Here is a 14937-nt window from a genome sequence, read left to right as displayed (position 1 = left end):
CTGTACGGGCGAAGCATTTGGAGAACTATTTTTGCAATGACCGATAATTTATCTTCCAAATGCTTCGCCCCTACTGACCAATTTAAAATCTTTCCCCAATGCCAAAATTGATCCGACTATCACCTTCATCAGTGACACCGTAATCTATGCGAATTGGTCCAAGTGGAGACTGTATCCGCAAACCTAAACCATAGCCATAGCCATTGCCATTTTTCTTTAACAATTGTGCAGATTGGGTACTACTTCCCAAGTCACTACCATAGTCAAAAAATAGTGCGCCACTGACAACCGAGAAAACCGGAAAGCGATATTCAACAGCAGCTTGGACATACTTACTACCCGTGCCTAATCTGCCCTCATCATACCCGCGAACTGAATTACTACCACCTATGGTAAAGGCTTCATAGGGAGGTACATCCCCAAAGATTGTCCCCCCTTGCAGGTTAAATGCCAAAGTTTGGGGTTTTTTGCTAAAGCTAAGTAATTTAATCGGTAGATACTGACTATAGTTACCCCTAAGCCTAGTCATAAAAACACTACCTGTGCCTATAGGTACAGATTGATCAACTCCAAAGCTGAGGAAAGAACCTTTGGTGGGTTGTAAGGAATTATTGCGGAGATCCCTTTGTGCGCCCAGCTTCAATAGTAATAAATCATCTTCTCCTGAAGACGAAAGAGTGAGAGGAGTTCTATCACTGATGATACTTCCACTACTATCAAATATCGCTCCTTCCTTTCTCAAATTACCGTCAGCATCACGACCGGAAACCCGTTGATACTGGAGTCCAGCGGAAGCCAGCCACTCGGAATTTTTGAAAGGATTGCGGGAAAGGGGACGGGTAAAGGTGACACCACCACCTAAGCGGGTAATCCGAGGGCGATCTTGTTGATTTGTATCCGTAATATTGTTAGGATCAAAGGTATCAATACTCTTATCTTTACCTTCAAAAATCAAGGAAACAGAACGACGACGGAAAATATTTGTCGTATATGAAGTGCGATAAGGATCACCAGCAATCCAAGGATCAGTAAAGCGCAGGTCAAATAGTAGTTCTCGTTCTCCTAACTGTAACTCCGTCCCCAATTTTTGATTTCTGCCCCCCAGGTTTTGCTGCTGATAGCTGATAGTTCCAAATAAACCACTAGCAGAGCTAATTCCCGCCCCAGCAGCAATAGAACCGCTATTACGCTCAGTTACATTTACTAGTACATTTACCTTACTGGGGTCACTACCAGGAGCAAGGGATATAGGCTCAGTATCAGGTGGTTCAAATAATCCAAGTCCATATACTCGCGCTAAATCTCTCTGTACTGTATTCCGATTGAATACTGTTCCTGATTTTAATTCTAATTCCCGTGTAATAATATAATCCTTTGTCCGTCCGCGAATTGGTTTGCCTTGGTCGTCTACGAACTCACCATCTTTGTTCCGGAATCGGACGTTAACGCTTTCTACAACCCCTTCTGCCACTTGGAGGGTGACAACGCCATTTTCTGAGACTTTGGGCGCTCCAACTAAGTTGGCAAGTACATAACCTTGGTCTTGATAAAGTTTGGTTAATTTCTGAATGCCTTCGTTTAATTCCCGCAAGTTGAGAATTTTGCCATATTGACTGCTAAATATTTCGTTGGCTGTGGCAGCAGGAAGAACAGAGGCTACACCCGTACCAGGGTTGGCTTCTAATTCTACTTTAGAGAGAATGGGATTGGGGGTAACAATAAAACTTACCCGCACACCAAGGGGGGTATCTTCTGGAAATGCTTGGACATTGGAGAAAAACCCAGTTCTAAAAATCGCACTGATATCTTCTTGCAGTTGGGAACGGGTGGTTGTTTGTCCAGCTTGGGTGCGAATTACTTTATAAACTTGGGTTTCTAGTTCCGGGGTGATTTGTCCTGTTTCTGATTTAATTGCTACCTCAGACACCAATACGCGGGCTTCGGTTGCTTCTGGATTGGGTGTGGGTGCTACTGTTGGCGGATTTAGTTTGTCTTGATTGGATTCAGTCGCAGGAGGTTGAGTCGGTTTTACTAGGGGAACTGGTGTTTTTTTAGGAACTATTGTCCGTTTGGGGACAACCTCAGATCCCTTTTTTATGGTTGTGGGGGCTGTTTTTGAAGGATCTGGTTTTTTCTGAGTTGGTTCAGCCTGTGCTGTAATGGGAACTATTGTGGAGTTGGGTATAATTAAAGATCCCTGATCTACTGATGTTGAGTTGGACTTTAAAGCTTTAATAAGAGGGGAAAATTTGTGAGATTCTCTTTCTCCAACTATTGGTGCTACCAGGGGATAAGATGCTGGATTTTCACTAGCATCACCTTTGACAAGATTCTGTGTTTCTGGCTGGTTTGTTGCTACTGTCAAAACGTCTGTGGTCTGTGGGTGACTATCAGTCGTTTGGGCATTTGCTTTGACAGAAATTGCTAAAGGGACGGTCATGGCTACCATGGCCATTAATCCGGGTGTTAAATGTTTTTTAATCATATTTCTCTTCACTACCACACACCATTATTGTTAATCACTGGAAAATTTACTTACTCGGCTTTGGAGCTTTCTACTACTTTTAATACTCTCTGCAAAACCTCCTGATAGGCATTTTCTACGTTTCCTAAGTCCCGACGAAAACGGTCTTTATCCATAATGCGGCGGTTAGTATCGGTTTCGGCTATGTCCCATAAACGACAGGTATCGGGACTAATTTCGTCGGCTAAAAGCACTTGCTGTTGGGAGTCTACGCCAAATTCAAGTTTAAAGTCCACTAAGGTAATTTGGCATTTTTCCCAAAACTGCTTCAGAAATTCGTTGATTTCCAATGCAAGATGAGTAATTTGAGCAACTTGTTCCGGTGTGGCTAATTCTAGGAGAAATAAGCGATCGCTTGTCAGTAAAGGATCACCTAGATTATCATCTTTATAATAAAATTCCACCAAAGGCCGTGATAACACAGTCCCTAGTGCTAACCCAGTTTGTTGACACAGGCTACCAGCCGCAATATTTCTTACCACCACTTCTAAGGGGATAATTTTTACAGCTTTGACTCTCATCAAATTGGGGGCTGGACTATCAATAAAATGAGTTTTAATCCCCTGTTTTGCCAATTGTTGGAACAGTTGACTAGAAATACTACAGTTAATCATGCCCTTGTTTTGAATGCTGCCCCGTTTTTGAGCATTAAAGGCTGTAGCATCGTCTTTAAAATCAGCCAACAAAATCTCTGGATCATCTGTTGCGTAAAGAATTTTGGCTTTGCCTTCGTAGAGTTTAGAATTAACAGACATGGTAGTAGATACTGTTTTCGGTAATGGACTGCTTAAATCTGAAAGTTTCACTATTTTAAGTAGGGAACAGGGAACAGGGAACAGGGAACAGGGAACAGGTAATTGGTAATTGGTAAATAATTTTCTTCCTCCTGACTCCTGACTCCTGACTTCTGACTCCTGCTGTAAATTAAGTCTAGTATTACAAAAATAACTCTATTTTTTCACACAATTATGACCCATCCCTTTCTCAAACACCTACATAGTCCCGAACGTCCCGTTATCGTCTTTGACGGTGCAATGGGTACAAACCTGCAAACCCAAAATCTTACCGCTGAAGATTTTGGAGGCGCACAATATGAAGGCTGTAACGAGTATCTAGTCCACACCAAACCCGAAGCCGTCGCTAAGGTTCACCGTGATTTTCTCGCCGCTGGCGCTGATGTCATTGAAACTGATACCTTTGGCTCTATGTCCATAGTTTTAGCAGAATATGACTTAGCAGACCAAGCTTACTATCTCACGAAGAAAGCCGCCGAACTTGCCAAAAGTGTGGCTGCGGAATTTTCCACCCCGGAAAAACCCCGATTTGTAGCTGGTTCTATTGGTCCAACCACCAAACTCCCCACTTTGGGACATATTGATTTTGACACCATGAAAGCCTCTTTTGCTGAACAAGCAGAAGCCTTATTTGATGGTGGTGTGGATTTATTCCTCGTAGAAACCTGCCAAGACGTGCTGCAAATTAAAGCCGCATTAAATGGGATTGAGGAAGTTTTTGCCAAAAAAGGGGAAAGAAGAGCCTTAATGGTGTCTGTAACTATGGAAAGCATGGGAACAATGCTGGTAGGGACAGAAATCAACGCCGTAGTTACTATCCTCGAATCTTACCCCATTGATATTCTCGGCTTAAATTGCGCCACTGGTCCCGACTTGATGAAACCACATATCAAGTATTTATCAGAACATTCCCCCTTCGTAGTTTCCTGTATTCCCAATGCTGGTTTACCGGAAAACGTCGGCGGTCAAGCACATTACAGACTTACGCCCATAGAATTACGCATGGCGTTAATGCACTTTATCGAAGATTTGGGTGTCCAAGTGATTGGGGGTTGCTGTGGGACACGACCAGCACATATTCAACAATTGGCGGAAATTGCTCACGAGTTAAAACCAAAAGTTAGACAACCAATTTTAGAACCATCAGCCGCATCAATTTATACGACTCAACCCTATGAACAAGAAAATTCTTTCTTGATTATCGGTGAACGTCTTAACGCCAGTGGTTCTAAAAAATGCCGTGATTTACTCAACGCTGAAGACTGGGATGGTTTAGTCTCAATGGCGCGGAGTCAGGTAAAAGAAGGCGCACACATCCTTGATATTAACGTTGATTATGTGGGACGTGACGGCGTACGTGATATGCACGAGTTAGTTTCTCGTGTTGTCAATAATGTAACTTTACCTTTAATGCTGGATTCCACCGAATGGGAAAAAATGGAAGCGGGGTTAAAGGTAGCTGGTGGTAAGTGTTTACTCAATTCTACCAACTATGAAGATGGCGAAGACCGATTTTTGAAAGTGCTAGAATTAGCTAAAAAATACGGTGCTGGTGTCATTATTGGGACAATTGACGAAGATGGTATGGCGCGGACAGCAGAGAAAAAGTTTCAAATTGCCCAACGGGCTTACCGTCAAGCTTTAGAATATGGGATTGCGCCTACAGAAATATTCTTTGATACTTTAGCTCTACCGATTTCTACTGGGATTGAAGAAGATCGGGAAAATGGTAAAGCTACCATTGAATCAATTCGCCGTATTCGCCAAGAATTGCCCGGATGTCATGTCATGTTGGGCGTTTCCAATATCTCCTTTGGCTTAAATCCCGCCTCGCGCATGGTGTTAAACTCGATGTTTTTGCATGAAGCTATGCAAGCGGGCATGGATGCAGCAATTGTCAGCGCGAGTAAAATTTTACCACTGGCTAAGATTGAACCACAACATCAAGAAGTTTGTCGGCAATTAATTTATGATGAACGTAAATTTGATGGTAATGTCTGCATTTATGATCCTTTAGGAGAATTAACCACAATTTTTGCCGGAGTCAAAACTAAACGGAATACGGGAATTGATGCCAGTTTACCCATTGAAGAACGTTTAAAACGTCATGTTATTGACGGTGAACGCATTGGTTTAGAAACCCAATTGACAAAAGCTTTAGAACAATATCCTCCTTTACAAATCATCAATACTTTCTTGTTAGACGGAATGAAAGTTGTTGGTGAATTGTTCGGGTCTGGACAAATGCAATTACCTTTTGTATTACAATCTGCCGAAACCATGAAAGCTGCGGTTGCTTATTTAGAACCGTTTATGGAAAAGTCGGAATCTGGGAATAATGCGAAGGGAACTTTTGTAATTGCGACGGTAAAAGGTGATGTTCACGATATTGGTAAAAACCTGGTAGATATCATTTTATCTAACAATGGTTATAAGGTGATTAACCTGGGAATTAAGCAATCTGTAGAAAACATCATTCAGGCTTACGAAGAACACAAACCTGATTGTATTGCCATGAGTGGATTGTTAGTAAAATCCACCGCTTTCATGAAGGAGAATTTACAAACTTTTAATGAAAAAGGAATTACTGTCCCGGTAATTTTAGGTGGTGCTGCTTTAACTCCTAAATTTGTGAATCAGGATTGCCAAGGTACTTACAAAGGTAAGGTTATTTATGGCAAAGATGCTTTTTCTGATTTGCATTTTATGGATAAGTTAATGCCTGCAAAAACAGCAGGTAATTGGGATAATTTCCAGGGATTTTTGGATGAAGTTGAAGAATCAACTAATGGACATCAAGAAACAGTAGATAATCCTGTTAAAGATAAAACACCTGTTGAACCAAAAGAAAAAGATACCCGTCGTTCTGAAGCGGTAGCGGTAGATATTGAACGTCCACAACCACCTTTTTGGGGTACGCAGTTTTTACAACCTGATGATATTTCTTTGGAGGAGTTATTCTGGTATTTAGATTTGCAAGCTTTGGTGGCTGGACAATGGCAATTCCGCAAGCCCAAGGAACAATCTAAGGAGGAATATCAGGCGTTTTTAGGTGAGAAGGTTTATCCAGTTTTGGAAGAGTGGAAACAGCGCATTATTGAGGAGAATTTATTACATCCTCAAGTGATTTATGGCTATTTTCCTTGTCAGTCTGTGGGGAATAGTTTGTTGATTTATGAAACGAACCGCAGAGACGCAGAGGACGCGGAGGTAAGAGTTAGTTTTGAGTTTCCCCGTCAGAGGTCTTTTAATCGGTTATGTATTGCAGATTTTTTTGCACCGAAGGAGTCGGGAATTATTGATGTTTTCCCTATGCAAGCGGTGACTGTGGGGGAAGTTGCAACGGAGTTTGGACAAAAGCTATTTGCCGATAATAAATACACTGACTATCTGTATTTTCATGGTATGGCTGTACAGGTGGCGGAGGCTTTGGCTGAATGGACTCACGCTAGAATCCGCCGGGAGTTAGGTTTTGGTGATTCTGAACCGGATAATATTCGGGATATGTTGGCGCAGCGTTATCAGGGTTCTCGGTATAGTTTCGGCTATCCTGCTTGTCCGAATATTCAGGATCAGTTTAAGCAGTTGCAGTTGTTGGGGGTTGATAGGATGAAGATGCAGATGGATGAAAGTGAGCAATTGTATCCTGAACAGTCCACTACAGCGATTATTACTTATCACCCTGCGGCTAAGTATTTCACGGCTTAATGTTTTATCCCCCTTCGTTTTGTAATGGAGGGGGAGTTTACAAGAGGTTGTTTGAAAAGTTTTTAATGTATAAATAAACCCCTCTCCAAACCTCTCCCCGACGCGGGGAGAGGCTTTGAAACCCCCATTCCAGCTAACAAAAGTTTTTCCGCTTCCCTCTCCTCGTAGGAGAGGGTTAGGGAGAGGTAGGGAAGGGGGTTAGGTTTCTGGAGATTATCGGTTTCATCTAATACTTTTAAAACACCCTCTAAGTCAAAAGTTAAAAGTTAAAAGTGGTGGTTTATATTTTTTATTCTCATGACATCAGCAACACCAGAAAGTTTATCTAAATTCGTACAATTCTGTAACCAACATATCACCGGACAGGAACGCAAAGAAGCACAAACATTTCTCGACCGCTTTTTTCGTGCCTTTGGCCATGAAGGTGCTTTAGAAGCTGGTGCAACTTATGAGGAAGCAATTAAGAAAAGTAGTAAAACCGGAAAAACAGGCTTTGCTGATTTAGTTTGGAAACCCCGCGTTTTAATTGAAATGAAAAAACGCGGAGAAGACTTAAATAAACATTATTCCCAAGCCTTTGATTATTGGATGCGGTTAGTCCCAAATCGTCCTAAATATGTGATTTTATGCAACTTTGATGAATTTTGGATCTTTGATTTTAATATTCAATTATATACACCTGTAGATAAAATTACCCTGGAACAACTGCCAGACCGCGCAGGAGCATTGGTATTTATGGAATTAGGGCAAAAAACCCCTGTATTCCAAAATAACCAGGTACAAGTGACAGAACGCGCCGCCCGACGTATGGGAGAATTATTATTAGAGTTAGAAAGTAGGGGAATTGAAAAGTTAATAGGACAGAGATTTATTTTACAATGTGTTTTAGCAATGTTTGCGGAAGATAGACAACTTTTACCCCGTGATATGTTCATTTCTTGTGTTCAAGATTGTATGAATGGTGCAAGTTCCTATGATGTTTTAGGTGGTTTATTTCGAGAAATGAATCAACCGGGAATTACCCCCGCAGGACGTTATCAAGGTGTAGATTATTTTAATGGCGGTTTATTTTCCCAAATTCATGCAATTGAATTAACCAGAGAAGAATTAAATTTTTTAGATGTATCAGCGCGAGAAAATTGGAGTAAAGTCCGTCCGGCTATTTTTGGTAATTTATTTGAAGGAACAGTAGATAAAAAAGAACGTCACGCGAGGGGAATTCATTATACTTCCGAAGTGGATATTATGAAAATTGTCCGCCCCACCATTAGCCGTTATTGGGAAGATAGGATAGAATCAGCAAATACAGTTAAAGAACTTTCATCACTGCAAATAGAATTACAAAGTTATCGAGTTTTAGATCCTGCTTGTGGTTCTGGTAATTTTCTTTATATAGCATATCAGGAATTAAAAAGAATTGAAACATTGTTATTAGAAAAAATTCAATCTTTGAGTAAATCAAAAGATAAACAAATGCAAATGGGTTTAGTAACACCATTACAATTTTATGGCATAGATACAAACCCTTTTGCGGTAGAGTTAGCAAGGGTGACTTTGACGATAGCGCGAAAAATTGCTATTGATAATTTACAGTTAACTGAACCTGCTTTACCTTTAGATACTTTAGATAATAATATTGTTTGTCAAGATGCTTTATTTCGTGAATGGCCAAAAGCAAATGCTATTATTGGAAATCCGCCATTTTTAGGTGGTAAAAAACTACGAATAGAATTAGGAGATGAATATGCAGAGAAGCTATATAAAGCTTTTCCAGATGTTAAAGGACAGCCAGATTTTTGTGTATTTTGGTTTAGAAAAGCTGCTGATTTATTAGATAATAAAGGTAGAGCAGGATTAGTCGGTACAAATTCTATTGCTCAGGTTTCTGGGAGAAAAGCCAGTTTAGATTATATTGTTAGTAAAGGTGGAATTATTCATGATGCAATTTCTACTCAAACTTGGTCTGGAGATGCTGCGGTTCATGTGAGTATTGCTAATTGGACAAAAGAAAAACAAAAACAAAACTTTTTAGATAGTGTTGAAGTTCCGTTTATTACCTCTTCTTTAAAAAGTGAGATATCAGTCAATAAAGCTGAAATTTTAAAAGCCAATAAAAACTTTTCTTTTCAATCTTGTGAATTATCTGGTAAAGGATTTATTATATCTGAAAAAGAAGCTAGAGAATGGATAAAAATTGACTCTAAAAATGTAGATGTTTTAAAACCCATGATTGATGGTAAAACTTTAATTAATCCCTGTTTAACATTAGATTGGGTAATTGATTTTAATGATTTATCCATAGAAGAAGCAAGTGAATATCAATTACCTTTTCATCGTGTACAGGAAAAAGTCAAACCAGAAAGAGATCAAAACCGTAGAGACGCAAGAAGAATTAATTGGTGGAAATTTGGTGAAAAAAGACCAGCTATGAGACAAGCAATGTCTTCTCTATCTTATTATTTCGCTTTACCAAAAATTGCTAAGTGGGTGATTTTTACACCTGTGGATGTTTCTATTTTACCTTGTGAAGCTAATATGGTAATTGCTTCAGATGATTTTTATATTTTGGGGATTCTCACATCTAATTTACATCGAATGTGGGTAAAAGCGCAAAGTTCAACTTTAAAAGGTGACACTCGCTACACTAATACAACCTGTTTTGAAACCTTCCCATTTCCGCAAACAGCAGATATAAAAATAGTAGAAAAAATCCGCACCAAAGCCGAAGAACTCCATCAATATCGAACTCAACAAATGGAAACAAAACAATGGGGAATCACCACATTATATAATAAATTCTTCAACGAACCCAGCAGTCAACTTTATAAACTCCATCAACAATTAGATAAACTGGTAATGGACGCTTATAAATTCACCCCAGAAGATGACATATTAGAAAAACTGCTGACATTGAATTTAGAACTAGCAGAAAAAGAAAAACAGGGAATCAAAATTGTTGGACTATATGCACCCAATTAAACTAGGAGTTAGCAAGAATGTTTAGTATTAGTGATTTAAAAAATACAAGATATTATCAAGAAGTTCGTTATGAGGTAATTTTCAATCTCGTCATGCGTCTACTTGAACGGCGTATAGGTGGAGTTAGTCAGGATTTGCAAGTAAAAATTAATAAGTTGTCTGTGGAAGATTTGGAGAATTTAGGTTTAGCGTTGTTAGATTTTACCAGCAAAGCTGATTTGGTTGTTTGGTTGAATAATCAAGTTATTTTTGAGGGTTAAATATATCACTTTTTCCTTTGCAACCAAGCAAATACTTCCTCAACTGTGATGATTAAATTCACTCCTTCTAAAACTGGTAATATATCTGTTCCAATTAATAAATCTGGTAAACTATGAGGCTGATAAACTAAAATTGAACGCTCACTTGGATCAAGTAACCATCCAAGTTTAGTACCATGTTTAATACAATGTAAAATATTGCCAGTTACCTTGGTTTGACTTTGAGCCGGTGACAGAATTTCAATTACCCAATCTGGTGCAAAATTAATCCCACTGCTAATAATATCACCGCTTTCATCTAATGGTATTTGATTATTATCAATAACTGCAATATCAGGAACTACGGAACGATTACCACAGCTACACCGCAGTGCTGGAAATGCTTCATAATCACTTGTTGCTGTGTCAATTACTGCAACTAATCTTTTTTGTAATAAACTGTGTTTACCTCCGCCCATAGGTTTTTGAATTGCTTCTGTGTTAATATATTCCCATGGTGGTGACTCATCAATAAAACCCAGTTTTAAGAATTCTTCTATGGTAATGATTTTTGCCAGAAATGTTGTTGTCATTTATTTAGAGGGTGTTTGAAAAGTTTTGAATGTATAGACTGACCCCTCTCCAAACCTCTCCCCTGCAAGGGGAGAGGCTTTAAAACCCCCATTCCCTTGCAGGGAAGGGGGGTAGGGGGGTTAGGTTTTTGGAGATTACTGGTTTGATATAATACTTTTCAAACAACCTCTTAGACTCAGAGGATAACTGTTGCTGTTTTACCCAATTTCTAAAGGCTTTAAGTGTCGCATTTCTCCCTGCGGTTTTACTTTGTTGAAGATATTGGGGAATTACTGCAATTAAAGGTAAATTAGGAAAATTTAAACTTGACTGAGATTCTAGATAATTCCCATCTTGTAAGATATTTATTCTTAAATTACTATTCTCAAAACGCCATAATTCTGGAACTTTTAAGGCTTGATAAATATTTGCATGAGTGCGGGAAGTAATATCAATTTCTAAGGCTAAATCTGGTGGAGGATCTATTGTTAGATCTAATCGCTTTTTTCCTCGAATTAAAGCTTCATTTTTAATATAAAAACATTGATCAGGTTCTATCCCTTTTTCCATAAATTGATTTTTAAATGTGGTAGAACCAAGACATCTAAATTCAATGTCTAATTCTTCCAATAAAGCCTTAACTAAATCACTAATAATTTCTTTATCGTCTTCATGTTCTGGTAATGGTGCCATAATTTCTAATATTCCTTTGTCATAAGCAATTCGCGCTGCACGATGTTCTCCTAATTCTTCAAGAATAGTTTCTAATTCTGTCCAGGTGACATCTTGCAATATTACTGTTTGTCCTGGTGGTACATGGATGCGCTTTAATTCTAACAACATCTTTTCCACTCCTTGTTATTTAAAGTTAATTTGATTGTACTTGGGAATATTAATTCTGATTTCATGAATTATTATAACCAACCTCGTAACCAATAAATAAAAGTACCAATATATTCTTTTAATGCACTTGTGAATTGGTTTAAATTTTCAGTATCAGGGAGTAAATTGAGAATTGCGGCTTTTGGAGTGCTGGTAAGTTCTTGAAATTCACCTTGACTAACAAGAAAATCGGTTGGTGTGGGAATGACATCCATACCTTGACGGTGAAAAATTTTGAGCGATCGCGGCATATGGGCTGCTGATGTAATTAATAATACTTTTTTGATTTGGCGAGCTTCAAGAATTTTACGGACATTGACAGCATTATCATGAGTATTGAAAGAATCAGGTTCTTGAATAATTGCTGTGGCTGGAACACCAATAGATGTAAGAATATTTGCCATATCTGCTGATTCTGGCGAACCACTACCGCGCCAATCAATCCGGCCACCACTAAGGATAATTATAGGGGCTTTTTTCTGAAAATAAAGTTGTGCGGCATAAATTACGCGATCGCCTGCTTCACTTAAATCTACTGTCACCCGTGGCCAAGTTGCTGATTTAGTTGCACCACCTAAGACTACAATGGCTTCAGCATTGGGGATTTGAGTTGCAGGGATATTTTGCCATTCTAGGCTGCGTACCAAGGATTTAGCCACCCAAGCATTACTACATATTAGCAATAAAGCTAAAGATAAAGAAATAGCTATAGTCGCAATCCGGGGACGTTTTCGTAAAGTTACTAAAGCCACTATTAAACTCACACTTGCCAATCCCAAAGGGTAAAAAAATAGTGGTAGGATTTTAGATAAATATAAAAACATAATTAGTTAATTATTAATTACTTTTCCCAAAAGCGAAAATTGAAAGTTGCAGATTCCCGACGGAAACGTTTAGTAGGTTTTCTTTTGCGTCTTTTCGCATTTCTCTCACTGGGCTGTTCTGTCTCTTCTTCTTCCACAATCTCCTCAGATAATTGTGTTTGTAACGCCTCCTCACTGCGCCACCAACCAATTATCCAGCCACCACCAACTCCAGCAATAGCACCGAACACAATACTCACAGGGGCTGAATAACCGAGGAAAAGGCAGCCCATCATAAAAAACAACCAATATTTTAATCCAGCATCAATACCGTCATTAGATGCGACAGTAGCAGGTTCAGGACTATTATCATTGGCAAATGTGAACCACCCCAAAGTAACACCACCCATAATAGCTATGAATAGACTCAGAGGAACTGAAGCATGAGCAATTCTGGAGATAATAAATAAGAATAATCCAAACAACAGTTGAGAAAGAAAGTTAGGTGAAGAAGAGAAAATATCGCCTAGCAGATTATTTTTTGGTGCCATAAGATTAGGAGTCAGGAGAAAGAATAATTATATCTCGTTCCCAGTCTCTGACTGGGAATGCTATCATGGAGGCTCTGCCTCAAATGTTATTAAAGGCAGAGCCTTTTAGAATTCATTCCCATACAGAGTATGGGAACGAGAAAAGTGTACTAACGTACACTAAAAATTTTTGGTTTGTTTTAGTCATCTTTAGATGACTTGAGCTACTAGACAGGGAATTTATTCCCCGACGGGCTATGAATTTTACGTTAATTTGACACTTACGAGCAATCCTAAACCCTGACTTCCTAGACAAAAATTAAATCAATTCTGATAATTGCGTGTCTAGCGGTTGAGTTGTATCTACAACTCTTATATAAGGTTGTTCTTGATTTGTAAATGGTTCAGATTGCTTGATTTGGGATGCTAATAAATCAGCAGTTGCATCAGCAATATCACCAGTGCGGTTCAGCAGTCGTTCTGTGACAACTTCTAACGGTGCGGTGCAGTTGATAATATGTACAGGTAATTGATGCTGTGTAGCTTGAGAAATAGCTGCTTCCCGTAAATCCTGACGATCATATTTGGCATCTAAAATTACAGACCAACCTTGATTAGCCAGTATAATTCCTAATGCTAACAATCGGCTATAGGTTTTTTGCGTCATTTCCGGTGTATAGATTTCATCCCCACCTTTTTCTAAGAGGGGAATTCCTGCTAAATGCTTACGCACAGCATCAGAACGGAGATGAACTGCATTGAGTTTTCGGGCTAAATATTTAGCTGTGGTACTTTTACCAGCACCAGATAAACCCGACATCAAAATCAGTTTTCCCTGTTGGGGTTTAGTATATTCCCACGCTTGACGATAATATGCAGATGCGGTTTTTGCAGATTCTTCTTTTACCGCAGCCGGGATGTTAGAATCATCTAATAAAAAGGAATTTACCTTAGCTCGCACATAAGCCTGACGGCTTAAATATAAAGGTAATACCTGTAAACCTTCCCAGTCTCCAGTTTGCTCTACATAGGCATTTAAAAAGGCATTTCCTAAGTCTTTTCTTCCTCTGGCTTCAATATCCATAACTGTAAATGCTACGTCATACATAACATCCACAAACCGGAAAGGCTCATTGAATTCTATGCAGTCAAATAGCATAATTTTGTCATGCCAAAGAGCTATATTTCTGAGGTGTAAATCGCCGTGACATTCACAAATATAGTTATTGTCAATTCTGCTTTTAAATAGTTCTGGATGTTGGACAAAGAAGTTATCTGTATATTGTTTTGTTGCCTCAAACTGCTCTTGTGTCTGAGGTCTACCAATATAGTTTTGAGTTTGCTGATAATTCTCATCAATTGCTAATCGTATTTGTGAGACTTCCCCAAAACTACGAATATAATCGTTTGTGACTGATCCAGCATGATATTGAGCGACAACTCTTCCCAATTCTTCCAAATGACTTTCTTGCAAATTTCCACTGGCAAAAAGTTCACTAAAAAGGGCTTCTTGGGGAAATTGACGCATCTTTACTGCATATTCTACAACTTCTCCTGTTCCCCCTAAATGGTATTGTTCACCAACTAAAGTTAGGGGTAGAACTTCTAAATATAATTCACCTGCACCACGTTGATTTAAGCGCAATTCTTCTTGACAAAAATGTTGTCGTTTTTCTAAGGTGGAAAAGTCTAAAAAACCAAAGTTGGCTGGTTTTTTCAGTTTGTAAGCATAATCTCCTGTGAGGAGGACATAGGAAATATGAGTTTGAATTAATTGAATTGGTTCTGTTACAGAATGAGGATAAAATCCTGGTTGTAACATTTGTGAAATTAAATTTGGGAGATTGGTTTGTGTCATTGGTTCGTTGTTAGTTGTTAGTAGGGGCGAAGCATTTGGAAGATAAA

9 protein-coding genes and 1 pseudogene are annotated in these 14937 nt (G+C 38.9%); 3 read left to right on the top strand and 7 right to left on the bottom strand.

What is annotated here, in order from left to right; genetic code table 11:
* Positions 1 to 82: 82 nt before the first annotated feature.
* Together FJR06_RS07020 and purC are read right to left on the bottom strand one after the other, a co-directional pair.
* Positions 83 to 2485 carry a BamA/TamA family outer membrane protein gene (locus tag FJR06_RS07020; protein ID WP_168651114.1) on the bottom strand — a complete coding sequence of 801 codons (2403 nt, stop codon included), beginning with the start codon at positions 2483 to 2485 and terminating at the stop codon, positions 83 to 85.
* A gap of 50 nt (positions 2486 to 2535) precedes the next feature.
* Positions 2536 to 3279: a phosphoribosylaminoimidazolesuccinocarboxamide synthase gene (gene purC / locus FJR06_RS07015; protein WP_015083391.1), complete on the bottom strand. Its 744-nt coding sequence runs from the start codon at positions 3277 to 3279 to the stop codon at positions 2536 to 2538.
* A 213-nt stretch (positions 3280 to 3492) separates the two neighbouring features.
* Here purC and metH point away from each other — a divergent pair, with 213 nt between their 5' ends.
* The 3 genes from metH (at position 3493) to FJR06_RS07000 (ending at position 10265) form a co-directional block, all read left to right on the top strand.
* The gene (gene metH, locus FJR06_RS07010; RefSeq protein ID WP_168651113.1) at positions 3493 to 7026 is read left to right on the top strand and encodes a methionine synthase; all 3534 of its coding nucleotides are present in this window, start codon (positions 3493 to 3495) and stop codon (positions 7024 to 7026) included.
* A gap of 297 nt (positions 7027 to 7323) precedes the next feature.
* Positions 7324 to 10005: a DNA methyltransferase gene (locus tag FJR06_RS07005; protein WP_168651112.1), complete on the top strand. Its 2682-nt coding sequence runs from the start codon at positions 7324 to 7326 to the stop codon at positions 10003 to 10005.
* Positions 10006 to 10022: 17 nt separating this feature from the next.
* Positions 10023 to 10265: a DUF4351 domain-containing protein gene (locus FJR06_RS07000; protein WP_168651111.1), complete on the top strand. Its 243-nt coding sequence runs from the start codon at positions 10023 to 10025 to the stop codon at positions 10263 to 10265.
* Between the two features lie 5 nt (positions 10266 to 10270).
* Here the strand turns inward: FJR06_RS07000 and FJR06_RS06995 are convergent, their stop codons facing one another.
* The 5 genes and pseudogenes from FJR06_RS06995 to FJR06_RS06975 all read right to left on the bottom strand — a co-directional run bounded on the left by FJR06_RS06995 (position 10271) and on the right by FJR06_RS06975 (position 14890).
* Complete coding sequence (locus FJR06_RS06995; RefSeq protein WP_168651110.1) at positions 10271 to 10837, bottom strand: Uma2 family endonuclease; 567 nt, start codon at positions 10835 to 10837, stop codon at positions 10271 to 10273.
* A gap of 190 nt (positions 10838 to 11027) precedes the next feature.
* Positions 11028 to 11660: pseudogene (locus FJR06_RS06990) on the bottom strand (Uma2 family endonuclease); the annotation flags it as partial.
* Between the two features lie 71 nt (positions 11661 to 11731).
* Complete coding sequence (locus tag FJR06_RS06985) at positions 11732 to 12523, bottom strand: YdcF family protein (RefSeq protein WP_168651109.1); 792 nt, start codon at positions 12521 to 12523, stop codon at positions 11732 to 11734.
* 17 nt (positions 12524 to 12540) lie between these two features.
* A complete protein-coding gene (locus tag FJR06_RS06980) occupies positions 12541 to 13053 on the bottom strand; it encodes a hypothetical protein (RefSeq protein WP_168651108.1) in 513 nt (170 codons plus the stop codon).
* Between the two features lie 298 nt (positions 13054 to 13351).
* Positions 13352 to 14890, bottom strand: a complete 1539-nt coding sequence (locus FJR06_RS06975) for an AAA family ATPase (RefSeq protein WP_168651107.1) — start codon at positions 14888 to 14890, stop codon at positions 13352 to 13354.
* Between the last annotated feature and the right edge of the window lie 47 nt (positions 14891 to 14937).

The sequence above is a fragment of the Dolichospermum sp. UHCC 0352 genome (assembly GCF_009711925.1).
GTDB classification, from domain to species: Bacteria; Cyanobacteriota; Cyanobacteriia; order Cyanobacteriales; family Nostocaceae; genus Dolichospermum; species Dolichospermum lemmermannii.
This window is presented reverse-complemented; position numbering and strand designations above follow the sequence as displayed.

Excerpts from the sequence above, each read along its gene's own strand:
- FJR06_RS07020 (WP_168651114.1), bottom strand. The coding sequence starts at position 2,485 with ATGATTAAAAAACATTTAACACCCGGATTAATGGCCATGGTAGCCATG.
- purC (WP_015083391.1), bottom strand. The coding sequence starts at position 3,279 with ATGTCTGTTAATTCTAAACTCTACGAAGGCAAAGCCAAAATTCTTTAC.
- metH (WP_168651113.1), top strand. The coding sequence starts at position 3,493 with ATGACCCATCCCTTTCTCAAACACCTACATAGTCCCGAACGTCCCGTT.
- FJR06_RS07005 (WP_168651112.1), top strand. The coding sequence starts at position 7,324 with ATGACATCAGCAACACCAGAAAGTTTATCTAAATTCGTACAATTCTGT.
- FJR06_RS07000 (WP_168651111.1), top strand. The coding sequence starts at position 10,023 with ATGTTTAGTATTAGTGATTTAAAAAATACAAGATATTATCAAGAAGTT.
- FJR06_RS06995 (WP_168651110.1), bottom strand. The coding sequence starts at position 10,837 with ATGACAACAACATTTCTGGCAAAAATCATTACCATAGAAGAATTCTTA.
- FJR06_RS06985 (WP_168651109.1), bottom strand. The coding sequence starts at position 12,523 with ATGTTTTTATATTTATCTAAAATCCTACCACTATTTTTTTACCCTTTG.
- FJR06_RS06980 (WP_168651108.1), bottom strand. The coding sequence starts at position 13,053 with ATGGCACCAAAAAATAATCTGCTAGGCGATATTTTCTCTTCTTCACCT.
- FJR06_RS06975 (WP_168651107.1), bottom strand. The coding sequence starts at position 14,890 with ATGACACAAACCAATCTCCCAAATTTAATTTCACAAATGTTACAACCA.